Source organism: Roseibium marinum (assembly GCF_002906165.1).
In the GTDB taxonomy this organism is placed as follows: Bacteria; Pseudomonadota; Alphaproteobacteria; order Rhizobiales; family Stappiaceae; genus Roseibium; species Roseibium marinum.
Genome location: NZ_PPCN01000001.1, coordinates 481,226 through 498,213 on the forward strand (window position 1 = coordinate 481,226; position 16,988 = coordinate 498,213).

Sequence of the window (16,988 nt, forward strand, 5' to 3'; positions counted from 1 at the left end):
GAAAAGAGCGATGTCGATTACAACAGAGCGTAAAGCCGAGCTCATGAAGGAATTCGCCACCAAGGAAGGCGACACCGGGTCTCCTGAAGTACAGGTCGCCATCCTGACCGAGCGCATCAACAACCTCACCGAACACTTCAAGGATCATGGCAAGGACAATCACTCCCGCCGCGGTCTCCTGAAGATGGTTGCGCAGCGCCGGTCCCTTCTGGACTATGCGCGTGGCAAGAGCGAAGAGCGTTACAAGACACTCATCGAGCGTCTCGGCATTCGCCGCTAAATTCCCAAAAGAAAAAACGCGGCGGGAAAAACGCCGCGTTTTTTTGCATCGGGCCACGCCTCTCCGATCGCATTACGCAAGTATGCCGGTTTGTGGGACGGGAAGGCCCCTTGCGCTGAAATGCGAGCAGATCCACCCCTGTCGCCGATCCCTCCGGATCTGTGTTCCGGGTTTTGCTCTTGAGTGTTTCCATTTTACCGGCAAACGCTCTATAGAGACCTCGTGACACGTCATGGGGCAGGATTGCCGGCTTCTTTCCAGGTTCAGCTCAGAAAGCAGCCCGTTGTCTTGCCCGTGGCATGTCCGCCGGTAACCGGCCCATCCGGGGCCGACCGGGAATGTGTCTGTCCCGAGAGTGTGCTGCACCGAAAGCAGCCGCGGGACGGGTAAATCTGTAAGGACAGATGATGTTTGATGTTCATCGTGTAGAAGTTGAGTGGGGCGGCCGTCCGCTCGTGCTCGAGACGGGCAAGGTTGCCCGCCAGGCCGATGGCGCCGTGATGGCGACCTATGGCGAAACCAAGGTTCTGGCGACAGTCGTTTCCGCCAAGCAGCCGAAGCCGGGCCAGGATTTCTTTCCGCTCACCGTGAACTACCAGGAAAAGGCCTTTGCCGCCGGTAAGATCCCGGGGGGCTTCTTCAAGCGCGAAGGCCGCCCGTCGGAGCATGAAACGCTGACGTCCCGCCTGATCGACCGTCCGATCCGCCCGCTGTTCGCCAAGGGCTACAAGAACGACACCCAGATCGTCATCACCGTACTGTCCCACGATCTGGAGAACGCACCGGACATTCTGGCGCTGGTTGCCTCTTCCGCGGCCCTGACACTCTCCGGCGTTCCCTTCATGGGACCGATCGGCGGCGCGCGCGTTGGCTATATCAACGGCGAATATGTGCTGAACCCGCTTGTCGACGACATGCCGGAATCCTCCCTGGATCTGATCGTCGCCGGCACAGGCGATGCGGTTCTGATGGTGGAGTCGGAAGCCAAGGAACTTGATGAAGACATCATGCTCGGCGCCGTCATGTTCGGCCACAAGGGCTTCCAGCCGGTTATCGACGCGATCATCAAGCTCGCCGAAACGGCCGCAAAGGAACCGCGCGATCTGGTTCTCCCGGATCATTCGGATCTGTTCGCGAAAATCAAGTCCATTGCAGCGGACGATCTGACAGCCGCCTACAAGATCACCTCAAAGACCGAGCGCAAGAACGCGGTCGATGCCGCCAAGGCAAAGGTCGTCGAGGCGTTGGTCACCAACGCCGCCGAAGGCGAAGCGGTCGAATCCATCGTGCTTGGCGATCAGTTCAAGAAACTGGAAGCGGAAATCGTCCGTGGCGCCATCCTTGACACGGGCACCCGTATCGACGGGCGCGATCTGTCCACCGTCCGTGCGATTTCCTCCGAGGTCGGCATTCTGTCCCGTGCGCACGGCTCCGCCCTGTTCACCCGCGGTGAAACCCAGGCCCTCGCGGTCGCCACCCTCGGCACCGGCGAAGACGAGCAGTTCGTCGATCTTCTGGAAGGCACCATCAAGGCGCACTTCATGCTGCATTACAACTTCCCGCCCTATTCCGTGGGCGAGACCGGCCGCATGGGCTCCCCGGGACGCCGCGAAATCGGCCACGGCAAGCTCGCCTGGCGCGCCATCAATCCGATGATGCCGCCGCATCATGACTTCCCCTACACCGTCCGCGTTGTATCCGAGGTCACCGAATCCAACGGCTCGTCCTCGATGGCGACCGTTTGCGGTACTTCTCTGGCACTTATGGATGCCGGCGTTCCGCTGAAGGCGCCGGTGGCCGGTATCGCCATGGGTCTCATCAAGGACGGCGAGCGCTTCGCGGTTCTCTCCGACATTCTCGGCGATGAGGATCACCTCGGCGACATGGACTTCAAGGTGGCCGGAACCGAAAACGGCATCACTTCCCTGCAGATGGACATCAAGATCGACGGGATCACCGAAGAGATCATGAAGGTCGCTCTGGGCCAGGCGAAGGACGGCCGCGTTCACATTCTCAGAGAAATGTCGAACGAAATCACCGAAGCCCGTGCCGAACTCGGCGAGCATGCGCCGCGCATCGAAGTGATGAAGATCCCTGTCGACAAGATCCGTGAAGTCATCGGTTCCGGCGGCAAGGTCATTCGTGAGATCGTCGAGAAGACAGGCGCCAAGGTCAATATCGAGGACGATGGCACCGTCAAGATCGCTTCGTCCGACGGCAAGGCGATCAAGGCTGCGATCAACTGGATCAACTCCATCGCCGCCGAACCGGAAGTCGGCGTGATCTACGAAGGCACCGTTGTGAAATGCGTTGATTTCGGCGCATTCGTGAACTTCTTCGGCGCCAAGGACGGCCTGGTCCACATTTCCCAGCTGGCTCCCCAGAAGGTTGCCAAGGTCACCGATGTGATCAAGGAAGGCGACAAGGTCTGGGTCAAGCTCATGGGCTTCGACGAGCGCGGCAAGGTGCGCCTGTCCATGAAGGTTGTCGATCAGGAAACCGGCAAGGAAATCCCGAAGGAAGACGGCGAATAAGCCGCTTCATCCGGAACGTAATATAGAAACGGGGGCCTCCATGGCCCCCGTTTTTTGTTTTTAGCGCGACACTTTAGAGCACCGCACGTTCAACTGAACGCATTTCAAACGCTCTATCATTTTAAGATCGATCAGCTTTTGAACGCCAGCCGAACTGGACTCTTCCCTCTTCGGCTTTTTCAACCGGCTCTCGCCGCGGCATTGTCCACGCCGTTAATACGGCCGAGATACTGGCGGAAGTTCTCCGCGGACATGGGCCTGGCAATGCCGAAGCCCTGAATGAGGGAGCAGCCGAAAGAAGACACCAGGCTACATTGCTCGCGTGTTTCCGCTCCTTCGCAGATGACCGAAATACCGAGCGAGCGCGCCATGGAAACGATCGCCTCGACGAGTGCCTGTCCATCCGGATCCCCTTCAATGTCCTTGATGAAAGTCCGGTCGACCTTGAGTGTGTCGATGGGCAGGCGTTTCAGGTAGCTCAGCGAGGAATAACCGGTGCCGAAATCGTCGAGGGAAATCTTGACGCCCAGTGCGCTGATCGCCTGAAGGATATCGACGGGATTGACGCGCTGGTCGTCAAACATGATGCTTTCGGTGATTTCGAGCTGAAGGCATGATGGCTCAGTTGCCGTCTCGCCGAGTATGTTCTGAAGCTGGTTGACGAACCCCGTTTCGCGGCATTGCCTTGGTGAAATATTGGCGCTGATGCTGTCGAGCTGCAGCCCGTTTTGGTTGCAGGACTGGAAAAAGGCGCAGGTTTCGCGCAACACCCACTCGCCCAGCGGAACGATCAGCCCGCTTTCCTCGGCGATCTTGATGAATTCGACTGGATGAACGACACCCAGTTTCGGGTCGGACCATCTGGCCAGCGCCTCGCAGGAGACGATCCTGCCCTGCGGGAAATCCATGATAGGCTGGAAATTCAGATGCAGATTTCCCTGTTCGATGGCCTCTCGCAAAGAGATCTCGATCTGACCCCTGCGCGCGGTCTGTTCGTTCATCCGGGTGGCGTAGAACCTGTAGCTGGAACCGCTTTCCGCTTTCGCCTGATACATGCTGGTGTCCGCTTGCTGAAGCAGGGCCTCGTCCTCCAGGCCATCGTTGGGCGAAAGCGTGATGCCCAGGCTGCCGGACAGGACGACGCGGGTGCTGTTTTCCAACGTGATCGGTTTTTCGACTTCGCTCAGGATATCGCGGACGGTCTGCTCGATCTGCCAGCGGTCTTCCGGGTCGGTCAAAAGGATGGCGAATTCGTCACCGCCCATGCGGGCAACGGTCTGGTCCGGCCCGAGAACTTCGGTCAAACGCGTTGCCACGGTCACGATCACATGGTCTCCGGCGTTGGGTCCGTAGGTTTCGTTGACGGTCTTGAACCGGTCGAGATCGAGGATCATCAGGGCGGTCAGTTCGCCGAGCTGCCTGTTGCGCTGCAGGGTCTGCCGCAGACGGTCAATCATCAGGCGGCGGTTTGGAAGCCCGGTGAGGATGTCGAAATTTGCATTCTTGGTTGCGAGCTGTTCCTGGCGTTTGCGCTCGCTGATATCGGTTATCGTCGCGTAATAGGCAGGCGCGCCGTTCCAGTCGGTGACGCGGACATGCTGCTCAAGCCAGACGGTCCGCCTGTCCTTGCGTATCCCCTTGACTTCATAGGCTCTGGGCGCACCGTTGGTTTCGCTCGCATTGTAGTAGCTGCTCAGGCGGCCGTGTTCCTCCGGCGCGTAAATCGCCGGGGCCGGCGCGCCGACGAGTTGAGCGGGAAAGCCAGGGTCGTAGCCCAGCATCTTCAGCAGCGCGTCGTTCACATAAAGAATGCGGTTGTCGGCATGCACCAGAACCCCGTGCAGTGAGCCATCGATCATGTCCTTGAACTGGGCATCGCGGACGCGCACGGATTCGAACGCCGCCTGGAACATCCGGGCCAGCTTGTTGAATTCGGAAATAAGTCCGGGTTTCGGCGGCGCGACCAGTTGTTCCTTCCGCAGGCTCGTAGCGTAGGCCACAAGACGCCCGAGCCCCGCACTCGTGATCCTGTTGACGAGCAGGGCGGCCCCGATCGCTAGGACGGTTGTGTATATCAGGAAGGGTGTGAACATCCGGATATAGGTTTCCCTGACTTTCTCCATCGTGTCTATCGGCTGCTTGGTCACAGTTGAGAGCAGATGTCCGTCAAGGCCCTTCATGAGCGGAGCGTAGACATAGAGATTGTCGTCGCGCAGATAGTATCCTGTCTCGTCGCTGGCCGTTATGAGGCCGTCCGGCAGGCTCTCGCTCGTCAGGTCGCCGATACCGGCAATAAGTTTGTCGTCGTGATAAAAAGCAAGATCCTGCGCGTGAAGCGTTTTTGCCAGCTCTCCGGGCAGGGTGAAGGAATCGGTGACAGTTGTTCCGCCGTAGATCCTTGCAATCGCCTCGCCGGATTCCGGATCCAGAACCAGGATGGACAGAGCGGCGGTCACGGCCACCGGCTCCGAATTATGGCTCGTATAAGTCACCCAGATATCCGGCGGCATGGCGGCGCGGATATTGGCCGGCAACTGGTGGCTCAGGTCGATCAGGCCCAGGCTGCCGTTGACCCAGCTTGCGTCATTCGGACGATCGATCAGCAGGATGTCGAGAACCGCGCTTGTCATTCCCTCCGTCGCCCGCTCGATAGCCTTTTTGGCGGTGGCCTTGTCATCTGTTTCAAGCGCGCGGCGTATTTCCGGATCGGCCGCGACGGCGCGGATATGACCTTCCAGCTTTTCCAGATGCTGCGTGAAGACCAGTCTGGAAAGGGTGGCTTTGGATCTGGCGCTGCGGGCAATTTCATGTTCCGCGATTGAAAGGCTGCCCAGATAGGTAATCCAGAAGAGGGCAATCGCCGTTCCGATCAGCCCGAAGGTGAACAGCGCCATGACAAGCCGGTTAAACGGTATTGAAAAACCTTTTTTCAATTAGGCTCTCCATACGTTCCGTGGGGAAACTGCACGAACGGAAGGGCGTGTGACATGTGCATTGTCATGGCCTTTTGGAACCAGGAACCTCCCGTGCGTATCGGCTGGAGCACTTTTGAGAAACACGCGCCTCCGGTGGGTCAAATCAGCCCATCTCCGGCGTTGCCACGCTTGTCCGATACACCGTATCGCACTGCGCGCCGCGCCTTGGATATAAGCTGATTTGACTCCATCAAATGTTTCCGTGTTTCTTAAAAGTGCTCTGGCGGTTGAGCCGGTAATCTGTTCGCAAAAGTTATGTTTGTACGCATTGCATGCATATAAAAAGAATAACATGAAAAATTGATTGAGATTTGCAAATACATGAATAGGTCATCTGATTCTTGGGAATATTTTTTATAGTTTATCCGCGATATAGGAAGGGTTTGAGCTAGATTACTCAATATTGGTAATTTAACTTATCATTTATCGTGAGTAAAGCTCAGATTCTATCGCTATATTTTACAATTTATCTTCACGGGCAGGCGCTGCCGCAAGCTTGCGATCAGGCGTTTTCCTCCCAAGGTGAAACTGATATACCCCCTTGCGATAGCTGCATGAAAGGAACGGGATGAGGCAGATGCGCTTGGTTGTCGTCGGAGCTGGGGGCCGGATGGGCCGCGCCTTGACGCGCGCCGTGACCGAAAACGCGGGAACGGAAATCGTCGCGGCTGTCGAAAGGGAAGGTGCCGAGGTCCTTGGCCGGGATGTCGGAGACCTGGCCGGCGTCGGCACTCTGGATGTTCCGGTGACCGACGATCCCCTGACGGCTTTTGCCAACGCCGACGGGGTCCTGGATTTCACGGCTCCCGCGGCAAGCCTTTGGTTCGCCGAACTGGCGGCTCAGGCGCGTATCGTCCATGTGATCGGCACCACCGGCTGGGCCGAGGGTGAAGACGAGCCGCTTCAGGCGGCTGCGCGTCATGCCAGGATCATCAAGTCGGGCAATATGAGTCTGGGGGTCAATCTTCTTGCAAACCTCGTTCGCAGGGCCGCGGCGGCCCTTGACGCCGATTTTGACATCGAGGTTCTTGAAATGCATCACAGGCACAAGGTCGATGCGCCTTCGGGAACCGCACTGCTGCTCGGCCAGTCCGCGGCGGACGGAAGGGGTATCGATCTGCAAGCGCATTCAGTGCGTTCGCGTGACGGTATCATGGACCCTCGTAAAACCGGCGACATCGGTTTTGCCACCCTGCGCGGGGGATCGGTCATCGGCGAACATTCGGTGATATTCGCAGGAGAAGGCGAGCGCATCGAACTGACCCACCGCGCGGAAGACCGGCAGTTGTTCGCGCGCGGCGCCGTCAAAGCGGCTCTTTGGGGTTTTGATCAGAAACCGGGATTTTATTCGATGGCCGATGTGCTCGGCCTGGAAAATTGAGCTGGCGGGGACTCTGGAGTATTCCGCCTTCGGTAGAATGCGGACAATATGCACTAACATATTAGGATAATTACCTTTCTGCTTTCATATGGCTATATGTGAGCAGGCAGAACTAGTTTAAGGAGACTGGCATGGATCGCCTTCTTGTGCTTGTCCGTCACGGACAAAGCGAATGGAATTTGAAAAACCTGTTCACAGGCTGGAAGGACCCGGGCCTGACCGAACAGGGTATTGCGGAAGCTCATCAGGCAGGTCAGCAGCTTCGGGATCTGAAACTGACATTTGATCTGGCGTTTACCTCCGTCCTGTCCCGCGCGCAGAAAACCCTGGATATTATCCTGGAGGAACTCGGCCAGACCGGTCTTGAAACCTACAAGGACCAGGCGCTGAACGAACGCGATTATGGCGACCTGACCGGCATGAACAAGGACGAGGCCCGCCAGCAGTTCGGCGAGGAACAGGTTCACATCTGGCGCCGCTCCTTTGACGTTCCGCCTCCCGGAGGCGAAAGCCTGAAGATGACCGCCGAGCGCGTTCTGCCGTATTACAAGTCGGAAATCCTGCCGAAGGTCCTGGCCGGAAAACGGACGATCGTGGCCGCTCACGGCAATTCCCTGCGCGCGCTCATCATGGATCTGGAAAAACTTGGCCAGGAAGAAATCCTGAAGCGGGAACTCGGTACCGGAACGCCGATCATCTACCGGCTCGACGAAAACGGCGAAGTCCTCAGCGTTCAGGACCTGGCGGACTGAACCGTCTGAAAAGGCAACGCTTTTAAGGAGAAAAGGGGCGGTTTCGCCCCTTTTCTTGTTGTCAGACCTCGAAGCCGCTCTGGGCGGCGGTCGTTTTCAACGGCCATTCCGGGCGGGCGCCGACGTGACTGATCACGCTTGCGGCGCATATGCAGCCGAGTTCGGCGGCGTCGGAAAGTTTGTAATCGCGGGCAAGACCGAACAGGAAACCGGCGGCGAACAGATCGCCCGCGCCGGTCAGATCCACGACATTGTCCACCGACAGGGCGCTGATCTTCGCCGTCTCGTCCTTCGTGATGACCATCGCGCCTTCCGCGCCGAGCGTGAGCGCGGTCAGAGCGCCGGTCTCCTGGGCACCGGAGATCGCCGACCCGAGATCGGACGTTTCATAGAGCGCTTTCAGCTCGTGTTCATTGGCAAACAGAAGATCGACAACCCCGTCGGACAACAGCGACTGGAACTCGCTGCGGTACCGGTCGACACAGAAGGAATCCGAAAGGGTGAGGGCCACCTTACGTCCGTGCGCATGCGCGACTTCGGCCGCCTTCAGGAAGGCCTTCTTGGCCTCTTCCGGATCCCAGAGATAACCTTCCATATAGGTGACCGCTGAGGCCGCAACCACCGTCTCGTCGACGTCGGACGGAGAGAACTCGGTACAGGCGCCGAGATAGGTATTCATCGTCCGCTCGCCATCCGGCGTGATCAGGATCATCGACCGCGCGGTCGGCTTGCCGTCCCTCAGGCGCGGCGTGTTGAAATAGACGCCGGTGCCGTTCATGTCGTGAGAGTAGCTGTCGCCCAGTTCGTCTTCGGCGACCTTGCCGAAATAGGCGGGCCTGCCGCCGAGCGACGCGATCCCGGCTGCCGTATTGCCGGCGCTGCCGCCCGATATGCGGACTGTCTGGCCCATCTTGTCGAACAGACGTACGGCTTCTTCCGTATCGATCAGGCGCATGGATCCCTTGATAAGGCTCTCCTGAAGCAGGAAGTCTTCCTCGACATGCGCAAATACGTCGCAAATGGCATTGCCGATACACAAGGCGTCAAATCTGGTTTCGGTCATATGGTCCTCTGGTGGCGCCGGCGTGTGCGGCTTCAGGAATGGGGATTGGGCCTCAGGGCACGGTTGGCTTCCGGTTCCTTGATCTTTTCCCGGAAAGGGCTGGCGCGGTAGACGCCGAGCATATTCAGCTCCGCGCAGAAAAAGGCGAGTTCCTCAAGCGCCAGCGCGACGGAGGGGTCCTCTGGGTGGCCTTCGACATCCGCGTAGAACATGGATGCGAAGAACTGGCCTTCGAGCTGATAGGATTCCAGCTTCGTCATGTTGACGCCGTTGGTGGCAAAGCCGCCAAGCGCCTTGTAGAGCGCGGCCGGCACGTTGCGGACCCGGAAGATGAACGTGGTGATGACCGGCTGGCCGTTATAGGCCGCTTCCATCTTGTCTCGCGAGAGGATGACGAAGCGGGTGGTGTTGTGAGCGGCATCCTCGACATCGCGGCGCAGAATATCCAGGCCGTAGATCTCGGCCGCCATTTCAGGCGCAATGGCGCCGACGCTCGGATCGTTGAGTTCCGCGATCTGGCGGGCGGATCCCGCAGTGTCGCCGCCCACAACTGCGGTCAGGCCGAACTCGCGAATGACTTTGCGGCACTGGCCGAGCGCGTGAATGTGGCTTTGGACCTTCTTGAGGCCATCCAGCGTCGCCCCCCTGGGCGCCATGAGCTGGAAGCGGATCGGCATGAAATATTCGCCGATGATATGCAGGTCGGATTTGGGCAGCAGATGGTGGATGTCGGCGACGCGCCCGGCCACCGAGTTCTCGATCGGGATCATGGCAAGGTCGGCCGTGCCGTCCGCCATGGCCGAGAAGCAGTCCTCGAACGTCGCGCAGGGAATGGCTTCGTAGTCGGGATAGACACTCCGGCACGCCATATGTGAATTGGCGCCGGTTTCTCCCTGGAAAACTATTTTTTTTCTGTCGTTCATTTTTCTTTCCGCCTCCGGGCAGGATGCTCTGACACTTTAAAATTCATCCGATTTTCCGCTTGTGCACGGTTCCTTGCGACAGCGGCCGGTCTAGGCGGCCTGATATGCCTCGCGGGCGCGTTCCAGATCCTCAGGGGTGTTCACGTCCATGGGCGCGCTGTCGATGATCGACGCGTCGATCCGCATGCCCGCCTCTAGCGCGCGCAATTGCTCCAGCTTCTCGCGCATCTCCAGGGGAGAGGGAGGCAGCCTGACGAAATCGGCCAGCGCGGCGCGGCGGTAAGCATAGATGCCGATATGCTGGTAGAGAGGACCGTCTCCGCTCGGCGCGGTCGCGCGGGTGAAATAAAGCGCGCGGTGGTGGCCGAGGCCATTGGGGGTCGTGACGGCCTTGACGAAATTCGGATTGTCGCGGAATTGCGGATCGGTCAGTTCCGTCATGATCGTGCCGATGGCCACCTCGGGAAGGGTCAGCGGAGCGAAAGCCGCGCGAATCGCCTCGGGCGCGATCAGCGGCACGTCGCCTTGCACATTCAGGACGACGTCATACCGGCCGTCCGGATCCACAAGGTTCACCGCCTCCTGGATGCGGTCCGAGCCCGAGGGATGATCGGGCCGGGTCATGATGGCCCTGCCGCCGTGGTCCTGAACCGCGTCGGCGATATCCTTGTCGTCGCAGGCAACGGCAACTGGGCCGATATCCGCGTTCTGCGCCTGTTCAAGCACCCTTACGATCATGGGTTTTCCGCAAATATCGGCGAGAGGCTTGCGCGGCAGACGGGTTGCCGCGAGGCGGGCTGGAATGATGACGAGTGCTGCGGTCAAAAGGGTCTCCATGGGGCCGGACGGTCCGGCGGGATTGCGAAAAATGCCTGCCGCGTCCGTTTGTCATATCAGATGTCCTTTTAAAGCTATGGACAGCAAGGTCAAAAAATTTGTAGGTTCCGGCAAATTTTAAAAAGCTGATAGGGTCCGCAGCCTCATGCTGCGGGCTCGGACGCGTATGAGCTTGGAGCCGGAGAGAATGGATTCCTTCACGCTGAACAAGGCCGCAGGTGCGGTTCTGATGGTTCTTATCCTGACTATGGGTGTCGGTATTGTCTCCGACATCATTTTCCATCCGACGATTCCGGGTAAACCGGGCTACGAGATTGTCGTCGCCTCGGCGGAAGATGCAACCTCGGAAGTGGAAGCGGTTCCGGAGGAAACGCCGATTTCCGAACGCCTTGTGGAAGCATCCGCTGAAGACGGTGCGAAAGTCGCCAAGAAATGCGCGGCCTGCCATGACTTCTCTCAGGGCGGCGCCAACAAGGTCGGACCGGCTCTGTGGGGCGTTGTCGGTCGCAAGCCGGCCAGCCATGAAGGTTTCAGCTATTCCTCCGCGATGACCGCGTTCGGTGCGGAAAATCCGGAATGGTCATTCGATGAACTCGATCATTTCCTGGTTGCCCCGAAAAAGCATGTTCCCGGAACGTCGATGGGATTCGCGGGTCTGCGTAAACCTGAAGATCGCGCGGATATAATCGCCTATCTCAATGAGCAGTCCGACTCACCTGTGCCGGTGCCATCTGAGTAATACTCAGAAAAGATCACGTAGTATCACTGAATATTTGAAAAGCCGGGTTAGTCATCCGGCTTTTTTTATTTAAATAGCTTGAAAAATTAACATATCTTCCGTTACGTAGTGTATTGTCAGAACAGGTAAGGGTTGGGCAAGAGCCGTATGGATTTTAATCTGGCACGAAATATATTTTCCAGTTCGAAGGGAGCATTTACCGCTTTCATCGTCGCGATAGTGTGTTTTCTCGCCGGAATCGCGGTCACCGCGCATGTCGGACAGCTCGTGCGAAACGAACTGGTCGCGCAGCACAAGAAGGATGCGGTCGCCGACCTGTCCGAGGCGCGCGCGCGCCTTGAGGGTGAGATCAGCCGGACGGTCGCGCATGGTTTCGGCATCAGGGCCTATGTGACCCAATTCGCCGACCAGCCGTTCGAGATGGAGCACTATCGGGAGATCGCGAGCGATCTGATCGAGGAAAATCCCTCCATACGGTCAATCGGCCTTGCTCCCAACAACGTCCTGCGGGCCGTCTACCCGCAAGAGCCGAACCGGGCGGCGATCGGTCTGAACTATCGGATGAACAGCGCACAGTGGCCGGCGATTCGCGATGCGATGATAAGCCGTGAGGTGGTGATCGCCGGTCCGCTTGAACTCGTTCAGGGAGGACGGGCACTGGTGATCCGGATCCCGGTTTTCCCGCCTGCTTTTCCCGGCCAGCCCGTGAACGACCGGTCCTACTGGGGTGTTGCGACACTGATTCTCGACGAGGCGGGCATGATGGCGGCCGCGGGCATGAAAGATGTCGTCAACGGTATCCGCACCGCGGTGATCAACAAAAATGCGGTCAGCACGGCAAACAGCGTCATATTTGGCAGCCAGTCCGTTCTGGAAGCCGACTTCGTCTCTCTCCCTCTTCACCTTCCAGGTGGTCTGAATTGGCAATTGCTCGGCTACCCGCAGGGTGGCTGGTCTGATTATGGCGATGAAGTGTGGATGACCCAGCTGATCGGCAGCCTGATCTCCCTGGTCTTCGGCACCATGGCCTTTCTTTTGATCAACGAGGTCTACAAGGTGCGCTCGATGGCGCTGCACGATCCTCTGACCGGACTGGCGAACCGGCGCCTTCTGGAAGAACGCATGTACCAGCTTGCCACCATGTGCGAACGCTCTGGAGCCGGATTTGAGATTTTCTACGTCGATCTGGATGCGTTCAAGCCGGTCAATGACAATTATGGCCATTCGGTCGGGGACCAGCTGCTGATCGAAATCGGCCAGAGGCTGCAGCACCAGACGCGCCAGAGCGACACGGTCGCCCGTGTCGGCGGCGACGAATTCATTGTCCTGACGCCTGGCAATATGCGCTACCAGGAAAAGGATGCCTTCCTGAAACGTCTGTCGGAACGTGTCGATCAGGCCTTCACCTTCGCCGGGATCAAGATTGACGTGAAGGCCAGTATCGGCAGCGCGAGCTACCCGGGGGACGCGTCGTCGGTCGACGATCTGCTCAGAGTTGCCGACGGGCGCATGTATGCCCAAAAGGCGAAATCCAAGCAGAACGAAGAGACGCCGCCCGAAAAGGGCGTTCCCCAGACAGGTTAAATTTCTGTCATATCGTCATCCGGCAGGTGACGTTTGGCCGGCTGGTCCCTAAACTGGTTCATGACAGCCCAATTCATCCGGGCTGAGGAACGGGAAAGGGACACAGAAGCCGATGATGTTCACATGGCGCGCTTTGAATACGGCCGCGGCGCAGATCGCGCTTGCAGGTGCAATGTCCATCACAGGCCTGACATTGGCCGGCGTGACGATCGGGAGTCTTGCGTCAGGCGCTGCATTCGCCGATGAGCCCGAGTGGCATCATGCATCCGCGCTCAACGGAACACCCAAATACGGGCCGGACGTTTCCCATTTCGACTACGTCAATCCGGACGCGCCGAAGGGCGGCGTTGTCAGGCTGGCGAGCAGCGGCGGTTTCGACACCTTCAACATTCTCGCCCAGAAGGGCAATATCGCACCGGGAATTCTGCAGGTGTATGAAAGCCTGATGGAACCGTCGCTGGATGAAGACGACATCAGCGCGCAATACGCCGTCCTTGCGAATGCCGTCCGGTTTCCCGACGACTATTCCTGGGTCGAATACAGGATCGACCCGGATGCAAGATGGCATGATGGCGAGCCGGTAACGGCCGAAGACGTCGTCTGGTCGTTCGAAAAGGCGATCGAACTCGACCCGCGCCGGAAATTCTACTACCAGAACGTCACATCGACCGACATCGTCGCCGACAACACCGTCCGGTTCACCTTCGATTCTGCGGACAACCGCGAGCTGCCGAAAATCATGGGCCAGCTCACCGTTCTGCCGAAGCACTGGTGGGAAGGCACAAACGCCAAGGGAGAGCCCCGCGACATTTCCCGGGCGACCCTGGAGCCGCCTCTCGGGTCGGGCCCTTACCGGATCGAGGATTTCTCACCCAACCGTCAGGTCGTCTACGAGCGTGTGGAGGACTATTGGGGCAAGGATCTGCCGGTCCGGGTCGGCACCAACAATTTCGACGAGATCCGCTACGTTGCCTTCCTTGACGACGCCGTCCAGTTCGAGGCGTTCAAGGGCGATCAGTATGACTTTCACGTCGAGCGCAGTTCCAGCCAATGGGCCAAAAGATATGATTTTCCGGCCGTCAGGGACGGCCGGGTCGTGAAGGAGATTTTCCTGGATAAGTCCACCGGCGTCATGCAGGGCTTCTTTTTGAATCAGCGTCGGGAAAAGTTCCAGAACCCGGATGTCCGCAGAGCGCTCAACTACGCTTATGATTTCGAAACGACCAACGAGATCGTCTCGGCTAACCTGCTGAAACGGGTCAATTCCTATTTCGCGGGAACCGAGCTTGCCTCCTCCGGATTGCCGCAGGGCAAGGAACTGGAAATTCTTGAGGAAGTCCGGGATCAGGTTCCGCCCGAGGTGTTCACCGAGGAATATACCAATCCTGTCGGCGGAAACCCGCAGAATGTTCGCGCCAATCTCCGCGAGGCCGTGAAGCTGCTCCGCGGGGCCGGGTTTGAGCTCAAGGACAGAAAGATGATCGACCCGGCGACCGGCGAGCAGTTCACTGTTGAGTTCCTCTACCGGGACAAGGCCAGCGAACGGACGCTGCTGCCCTATGCCAAGAACCTGGAGAGCATCGGCATCAACCCTGTCCTGCGTCTGGTCGACGTGTCCCAGTTCATCAACCGGGTTCGCAGCAGGGACTTCGATACCGTCGTTCTGGCGATCGGCCAGTCGCTGTCTCCGGGCAACGAGCAGCGCGAATACTGGGGATCGGATTCGGCTGACAATCCAAGTTCGGCGAACTACGGCGGTATCAAGAACCCGGCGATCGATCACCTGATCGACAAGGTGATTTTCGCGCAGGACCGGGAAACGCTCGTGGCCGCGACCCGTGCTCTCGACCGGGTTCTCCTGTGGAACCACTATGTGGTGCCGCAATTCTATTCTGACGAAACCAGGACCGCCCGCTGGAACCGGTTCAGCCATCCTGACGAGATGCCCGAATACAGCACCGGCTTCCCGACCATCTGGTGGTACGACGGGGAACTGGCGGAAGAGACAGGAGCGGAAAGATGACCGGGTTTTCCTCTCCCTCGCGCCGGCGGCTGCTGCAACTGACCGGCGCCGCCGCGGTGGCGGGCCTGGGGCCGTGGTCCGCCCGCGCCGGGGCTGCCGCGTCGAGTGCGGCCGGGAAGGGACCCCAGCACGGCCTGTCCGTTTTCGGGGATCTCAAATACGGGCCCGGTTTTACCCATTTCGACTATGTTAATCCGAATGCGCCGAAGGGCGGCACGTTCTCCTTTACCGCCCCCTACTGGTACTTCAACCAGAACCCGCAGACCTACAACACCTTCAATTCCTTCATTCTCAAGGGGGACGCGCCGCCGCGCATGGAACTGTGTTTCGACACGCTCATGGTCCGCGCCCAGGATGAGCCGGACGCTGTCTACGGTCTGGTGGCCGAAACGGTCGAGGTATCGGAAGACGGAAACCGCTATTTCTTCAATCTGCGTCCGGAGGCGAAGTTCCATGACGGTTCCAAGCTGACGGCGGAGGACGTCGCCTTCTCCATTCTGCTGCTGAAGGCGGACGGGCATCCGCTTCTCAGCCAGCCTCTGGCGGCCCTGAAGGATGCCGAGGTCCTGGGCGAGAACCGGGTGGCCCTGCATTTCGACGGCACCCAGGCCCTGCAGCTGGCGCTGGTCATCGCCACCGACTATCCGATCTTTTCCAAACGCTATTACACCGCTTACGACTTCAAGCAATCCACTCTGACGCCGCCGCTGTCCTCCGGCCCCTACAAGGTCGGCAAGCAGGCGGTTGGCCGCTACGTCGAATACCACAGGGTTGAAAACTACTGGGGCCGGGATCTGCCGGTGATGGCGGGCCAGTGTAATTTCGCGGCCATCCGGCTTGAGTTTTTCCGCGAGCGGCAGGTTGCTTTCGAGGCGTTCAAGAAGGGCAATCTCCTCTATCGCGAAGAGTTCACCTCAAAGAACTGGGCGACGGAATATAATTTCCCGGCGATTGAAAACGGCGAGGTGATCCGGAGGGAATTTCCCGACGGACGACCTTCGGGGGCGCAAGGCTGGTACTTCAACACGCGCCGCGAAAAATTCAAGGATCCGAGGGTTCGCCAGGCGCTCGGTTATGCCTTCGATTTCGAATGGTCGAACAAGAACCTCTTTTACGGACTTTACGACCGGACCGTGTCGTATTTCGAAAATTCCGAGATGAAGGCCGAGGGGCTCCCATCGGCGGAAGAACTGGCCCTGCTCGAACCGTTCCGCGATCAACTCCCCGAAGCGGTTTTTGGCGAAGCCGTCATCCCGCCGGTGAGCGACGGCTCCGGCTACGACCGGTCCCTGTTGCGCAGGGCGAGCGATCTGCTGAGCGAGGCGGGCTACACGCGCGACGGCACGGAACTTGTCGGTCCGGACGGCAAGCCGCTGGAAATCGAGTTCCTGAACAACACCACCGCCTTCGAGCGGATCACCAATCCGATGATCAAGAACATGCAAAGGCTGGGTATCAAGGCCAGTCTGCGCGTCGTCGATCCGGCTCAGTACCAGTCACGCCTCAACGACTACGATTTCGATGTCGCCAGTCAAAGGGTCTCGTCCTCCGCGACGCTTTCCGACGACGTTCGCGAACTTTGGGGCTCCCGGGCGGCGGAAATACCGGGTGCCTACAATATTGCCGGAGTTGCCGACCCGGTTGTCGATGCCCTGCTCGACAAGGTGATCGCCTCGCGGAGCCGCAAGGAGATGAACACCGCCGCGCGGGCTCTGGATCGGGTTTTGCGCTCCGGTTATTACTGGATCCCGCAGTGGTACAAGAACATCCACACTGTCGCCATGTGGGATGTCTACGGCTATCCGGAAAAGACACCGCGATATCTTTTCCCCATCGAAGAACTCTGGTGGATAGACAAGGAAAAGGCCGCAAAACTGGGTAAAGCCGGTTAAGCTTC

12 protein-coding genes are annotated in these 16,988 nt (G+C 58.8%); 8 read left to right on the plus strand and 4 right to left on the minus strand.

Going from position 1 to position 16,988, the window contains the following annotated elements; translation table 11 throughout:
• Nucleotides 1-10: 10 nt before the first annotated feature.
• Both rpsO and pnp read left to right on the plus strand, forming a co-directional pair.
• Nucleotides 11-280, plus strand: coding sequence for a 30S ribosomal protein S15 (gene rpsO, locus CLV41_RS02270; RefSeq protein WP_103220644.1), 270 nt, complete (start codon nt 11-13; stop codon nt 278-280).
• Nucleotides 281-687: 407 nt separating this feature from the next.
• On the plus strand, nt 688-2,814 hold the full coding sequence (pnp, locus tag CLV41_RS02275; protein WP_103221484.1) for a polyribonucleotide nucleotidyltransferase: 2,127 nt from the start codon (nt 688-690) through the stop codon (nt 2,812-2,814).
• A gap of 179 nt (nt 2,815-2,993) precedes the next feature.
• Here the strand turns inward: pnp and CLV41_RS02280 are convergent, their stop codons facing one another.
• A complete protein-coding gene (locus CLV41_RS02280) occupies nt 2,994-5,747 on the minus strand; it encodes an EAL domain-containing protein (protein ID WP_146048478.1) in 2,754 nt (917 codons plus the stop codon).
• Nucleotides 5,748-6,366: 619 nt separating this feature from the next.
• Between CLV41_RS02280 and dapB the strand changes: the two genes are divergently transcribed.
• Together dapB and CLV41_RS02290 are read left to right on the plus strand one after the other, a co-directional pair.
• The gene (gene dapB / locus CLV41_RS02285; protein ID WP_103221485.1) at nt 6,367-7,170 is read left to right on the plus strand and encodes a 4-hydroxy-tetrahydrodipicolinate reductase; all 804 of its coding nucleotides are present in this window, start codon (nt 6,367-6,369) and stop codon (nt 7,168-7,170) included.
• A gap of 131 nt (nt 7,171-7,301) precedes the next feature.
• Nucleotides 7,302-7,922, plus strand: a complete 621-nt coding sequence (locus CLV41_RS02290; protein ID WP_103220646.1) for a 2,3-bisphosphoglycerate-dependent phosphoglycerate mutase — start codon at nt 7,302-7,304, stop codon at nt 7,920-7,922.
• Between the two features lie 61 nt (nt 7,923-7,983).
• Here CLV41_RS02290 and CLV41_RS02295 read toward each other — a convergent pair whose 3' ends face one another.
• From CLV41_RS02295 to CLV41_RS02305, 3 genes are all read right to left on the minus strand, one after another.
• On the minus strand, nt 7,984-8,985 hold the full coding sequence (locus CLV41_RS02295; protein WP_103220647.1) for an adenosine kinase: 1,002 nt from the start codon (nt 8,983-8,985) through the stop codon (nt 7,984-7,986).
• Between the two features lie 32 nt (nt 8,986-9,017).
• Nucleotides 9,018-9,908 carry a prephenate dehydratase gene (locus CLV41_RS02300; protein WP_103220648.1) on the minus strand — a complete coding sequence of 297 codons (891 nt, stop codon included), beginning with the start codon at nt 9,906-9,908 and terminating at the stop codon, nt 9,018-9,020.
• Between the two features lie 90 nt (nt 9,909-9,998).
• Complete coding sequence (locus tag CLV41_RS02305; RefSeq protein WP_103220649.1) at nt 9,999-10,745, minus strand: 3-deoxy-manno-octulosonate cytidylyltransferase; 747 nt, start codon at nt 10,743-10,745, stop codon at nt 9,999-10,001.
• Between the two features lie 187 nt (nt 10,746-10,932).
• Here CLV41_RS02305 and CLV41_RS02310 point away from each other — a divergent pair, with 187 nt between their 5' ends.
• The 4 genes from CLV41_RS02310 to CLV41_RS02325 all read left to right on the plus strand — a co-directional run bounded on the left by CLV41_RS02310 (nt 10,933) and on the right by CLV41_RS02325 (nt 16,983).
• On the plus strand, nt 10,933-11,484 hold the full coding sequence (locus CLV41_RS02310) for a c-type cytochrome (RefSeq protein WP_103220650.1): 552 nt from the start codon (nt 10,933-10,935) through the stop codon (nt 11,482-11,484).
• A 147-nt stretch (nt 11,485-11,631) separates the two neighbouring features.
• Complete coding sequence (locus tag CLV41_RS02315; protein ID WP_103220651.1) at nt 11,632-13,068, plus strand: diguanylate cyclase; 1,437 nt, start codon at nt 11,632-11,634, stop codon at nt 13,066-13,068.
• A 112-nt stretch (nt 13,069-13,180) separates the two neighbouring features.
• Complete coding sequence (locus CLV41_RS02320) at nt 13,181-15,091, plus strand: extracellular solute-binding protein (RefSeq protein WP_103220652.1); 1,911 nt, start codon at nt 13,181-13,183, stop codon at nt 15,089-15,091.
• Nucleotides 15,088-16,983, plus strand: a complete 1,896-nt coding sequence (locus CLV41_RS02325) for an extracellular solute-binding protein (protein WP_103220653.1) — start codon at nt 15,088-15,090, stop codon at nt 16,981-16,983. Before CLV41_RS02320 ends, CLV41_RS02325 begins: the two co-directional genes overlap by 4 nt.
• The last annotated feature ends 5 nt before the right edge of the window (nt 16,984-16,988 follow it).

What these genes read in the sequence shown, in the direction of transcription:
- CLV41_RS02295 (WP_103220647.1), bottom strand. Translation starts at nt 8,985, where the DNA reads ATGACCGAAACCAGATTTGACGCCTTGTGTATCGGCAATGCCATTTGC.
- CLV41_RS02300 (WP_103220648.1), bottom strand. Translation starts at nt 9,908, where the DNA reads ATGAACGACAGAAAAAAAATAGTTTTCCAGGGAGAAACCGGCGCCAAT.
- CLV41_RS02310 (WP_103220650.1), top strand. Translation starts at nt 10,933, where the DNA reads ATGGATTCCTTCACGCTGAACAAGGCCGCAGGTGCGGTTCTGATGGTT.
- rpsO (WP_103220644.1), top strand. Translation starts at nt 11, where the DNA reads ATGTCGATTACAACAGAGCGTAAAGCCGAGCTCATGAAGGAATTCGCC.
- CLV41_RS02290 (WP_103220646.1), top strand. Translation starts at nt 7,302, where the DNA reads ATGGATCGCCTTCTTGTGCTTGTCCGTCACGGACAAAGCGAATGGAAT.
- pnp (WP_103221484.1), top strand. Translation starts at nt 688, where the DNA reads ATGTTTGATGTTCATCGTGTAGAAGTTGAGTGGGGCGGCCGTCCGCTC.
- dapB (WP_103221485.1), top strand. Translation starts at nt 6,367, where the DNA reads ATGCGCTTGGTTGTCGTCGGAGCTGGGGGCCGGATGGGCCGCGCCTTG.
- CLV41_RS02305 (WP_103220649.1), bottom strand. Translation starts at nt 10,745, where the DNA reads ATGGAGACCCTTTTGACCGCAGCACTCGTCATCATTCCAGCCCGCCTC.
- CLV41_RS02320 (WP_103220652.1), top strand. Translation starts at nt 13,181, where the DNA reads ATGATGTTCACATGGCGCGCTTTGAATACGGCCGCGGCGCAGATCGCG.
- CLV41_RS02325 (WP_103220653.1), top strand. Translation starts at nt 15,088, where the DNA reads ATGACCGGGTTTTCCTCTCCCTCGCGCCGGCGGCTGCTGCAACTGACC.
- CLV41_RS02315 (WP_103220651.1), top strand. Translation starts at nt 11,632, where the DNA reads ATGGATTTTAATCTGGCACGAAATATATTTTCCAGTTCGAAGGGAGCA.